The sequence below is a fragment of the Rhodococcus phenolicus genome (assembly GCF_001646785.1).
GTDB classification, from domain to species: Bacteria; Actinomycetota; Actinomycetes; order Mycobacteriales; family Mycobacteriaceae; genus Rhodococcus; species Rhodococcus phenolicus.
Map to the genome: position 1 here is coordinate 1 of NZ_LRRH01000217.1, position 2005 is coordinate 2005.

General features: G+C 70.0%; 3 protein-coding genes. 2 read left to right on the plus strand and 1 reads right to left on the minus strand.

All coding sequences use genetic code 11. The features are described 5' to 3' along the window. On the plus strand, nt 1-182 hold a 182-nt coding region (locus tag A8G15_RS28985), incomplete at its 5' end, for a phosphoribosyl-ATP diphosphatase (RefSeq protein ID WP_068166644.1). A gap of 75 nt (nt 183-257) precedes the next feature. Beyond that, nucleotides 258-1121 (plus strand): ATP phosphoribosyltransferase, encoded by an 864-nt coding sequence (gene hisG / locus A8G15_RS28990; protein ID WP_068166647.1) that lies wholly within the window; start codon nt 258-260, stop codon nt 1119-1121. A gap of 79 nt (nt 1122-1200) precedes the next feature. On the opposite strand, the gene A8G15_RS28995 is transcribed toward hisG, so the two are convergent. Beyond that, the coding region (locus A8G15_RS28995; protein WP_068166650.1) for a thioesterase family protein at nt 1201-2005 on the minus strand (805 nt) is incomplete at its 5' end.

Consider the following 2005-nt stretch of genomic DNA (forward strand, 5'->3'; position numbering starts at 1 on the left):
TGGACGCCGGCGTCCATGCGCAGGGCAAGAAGGTGATCGAGGAGGCCGGCGAGGTGTGGATCGCCGCCGAGTACCAGAGCAACGAGGAACTGTCCGAGGAGATCTCGCAGCTTCTGTACTGGGTGCAGGTGCTGATGGTGGGGCGCGGTCTGACGCTCGAGGACGTCTACAAGCATCTGTGATCGTCGATCGATCCCGGCCTGCTTGCCCGACCGTCCCGTCCCCGTTGCCACTGTTCCCCAGAGAGGTCAGTTCCCATGCTTCGCGTCGCCGTCCCCAACAAGGGTTCCCTGTCCGAGTCCGCCGCCGAGATCCTCAGTGAGGCCGGGTACCGGCGTCGCACCGATTCGCGGGATCTGACGGTCCTCGACCCGGTCAACGAGGTCGAGTTCTTCTTCCTGCGTCCGAAGGACATCGCCATCTACGTCGGGTCCGGTGAGCTGGATCTGGGTATCACCGGCCGCGACCTGGCCGGTGATTCCGGTGCCCCGGTGACCGAGCGGTTGTCGCTCGGGTTCGGTCGCTCCTCGTTCCGGTATGCCGCGCCGAAGGGCAGGGACTGGAAGGTGGAGGATCTGGCGGGGCTGCGCATCGCGACGTCGTACCCGAATCTGGTGCGCAAGGATCTGGCGGCGCGGGGGCTCGAGGCGACGGTGATCCGGCTCGACGGTGCGGTGGAGATCTCGATTCAGCTCGGTGTCGCCGACGCGATCGCCGATGTGGTCGGTTCGGGTCGCACGCTGCGCCAGCACGAGCTGGTGGCGTTCGGGGAGTCGCTGTGCGATTCGGAGGGTGTGCTGATCGAGCGGGAGGATTCGGACCGCAACGATTCGGCCCGGAATCAGCTGATCGCGCGGATCGAGGGTGTCGTGTTCGCCCAGCAGTACGTGATGCTCGACTACGACTGCCCGAAGGCGCTGCTGGATGCGGCGGTGCAGGTCACTCCGGGTCTGGAGTCGCCGACGCTGTCGCCGCTGGCCGACGAGTCGTCGGTGGCGGTGCGGGCGATGGTGCCGCGCAAGGGGCACAACGCGGTGATGGATCGGCTCGCCGAGATCGGGGCGCGCGCGATCCTGGCGTCGGACATCCGTTCGTGCCGGGCGATGCGCGGCGTCGACTGACCCCCGTCCGGCCGTGAACCGTTCCGCGGCGCCGCCCCGTGAAGGGGCGGCGCCGCGGTGTCGTGTCGGTGGGGTGCGGTCAGCGGGGACGGACCTGCACGTTCTGGTGGATGCGGCCGACGGGGCCGTGCTCGTCGAACAGCGATCCGGCGGTCATGCCGACACCGTCGGGGCCGTAGGACGTTTCGGCGCGGATGCCGGTCCAGTCGCCGGTGGGGGCGCGGAACAGGTGCACGGTCAGTTCGGTGTTGAGGAACAGCCACCTGCCGGGGTGCAGTTTCGATCCGACACCGTTGGCGACGTCGGCGACGCTGAACAGTTTCTCGAGTCCGGTGGGGGTTTCGCCCTCGACGAGCACGGTGTCGGTGCGCAGCCATGCGGATGCGGGGCCGGGGCGGCCGAGCGGGGTGAGCAGCCGCCAGTCGAGGGTTTCGACGTAGCCGGTGTTCCAGAAGTCGCCTTCCGGTTCGGCGGGGGCGGCCTCGGACACCGGGGGCAGTGGTTCGTCGGCGGCGTGCGCGACCTCGGGCACGTCGACGGTTTCCAGTCGCCACGCCGAGCCGCGCGCCACGGCCCGAGCGGTGCCGTCGGGTCCGGCGGCCCACAGTTCGGCGACGACGAGTTCGATCTTGCGGCCGGGCCGTTCGATCCAGGACCGTACCTCGATGTCGGTGAGCGGGACGGGGCCGAGCAGGTCGATGGTGATGCGCGTGAGGCGGGTGCCGGGGCGGGCGCCGCACCGGTCGAGGGCGCGGGCGAGCAGCGCCGACGGGGGCGCACCGTGCTGGAGGGTGGTGCCCCAGGTGCTGACGGTGCGGTCGGTGGGTCGGAACCACTCGGTGCCGGCCGGCGCTGTCGGTGGTGCCGGCCGGCACCGGGAGGTA